Here is a 761-nt window from a genome sequence, read left to right as displayed (position 1 = left end):
TGAAGTGGGAGCGCAAGCTTCCATGGAGGCGCCGTTGGGATACCACCCTGATCGTATCGGAGTTCTAACTCGCTGCCCTTATCGGGCAGGAGGACCGTGTCAGGCGGACAGTTTGACTGGGGCGGTCGCCTCCTAAAAAGTAACGGAGGCGCTCTAAGGTTCCCTCAGCGCGGTTGGAAATCGCGCGTAGCGTGCAAAGGCATAAGGGAGCTTGACTGCGAGACCTACAAGTCGAGCAGGGAGGAAACTCGGACTTAGTGATCCGGTGGTACCGAATGGAAGGGCCATCGCTCAACGGATAAAAGCTACCCTGGGGATAACAGGCTTATCTCCCCCAAGAGTCCACATCGACGGGGAGGTTTGGCACCTCGATGTCGGCTCATCGCATCCTGGGGCTGAAGTAGGTCCCAAGGGTTGGGCTGTTCGCCCATTAAAGCGGTACGCGAGCTGGGTTCAGAACGTCGTGAGACAGTTCGGTCCCTATCTGTCGCGGGCGTAGGAAATTTGAGAGGGGCTGTCCTTAGTACGAGAGGACCGGGATGGACGCACCGCTGGTGTACCAGTTGTTCCGCCAGGAGCACCGCTGGGTAGCCAAGTGCGGAAGGGATAAGCGCTGAAAGCATCTAAGCGCGAAGCCTGCCTCAAGATGAGATTTCCCAATTCGTAAGACCCCTGGAAGAACACCAGGTTGATAGGCTCGAGGTGGAAGCGCAGCAATGTGTGGAGCTGACGAGTACTAATCGGTCGAGGGCTTATCCTAC

1 rRNA gene is annotated in these 761 nt (G+C 57.2%); it reads left to right on the top strand.

Features of this window, described 5'->3' with window-relative positions:
* Positions 1 to 760: ribosomal RNA gene (locus ACFPOF_RS23705) — 23S ribosomal RNA — on the top strand; the annotation flags it as partial.
* Between the last annotated feature and the right edge of the window lies 1 nt (position 761).

The sequence above is a fragment of the Cohnella soli genome (genome assembly GCF_042655525.1).
In the GTDB taxonomy this organism is placed as follows: domain Bacteria; phylum Bacillota; class Bacilli; order Paenibacillales; family Paenibacillaceae; genus Cohnella; species Cohnella soli.
This window is presented reverse-complemented; position numbering and strand designations above follow the sequence as displayed.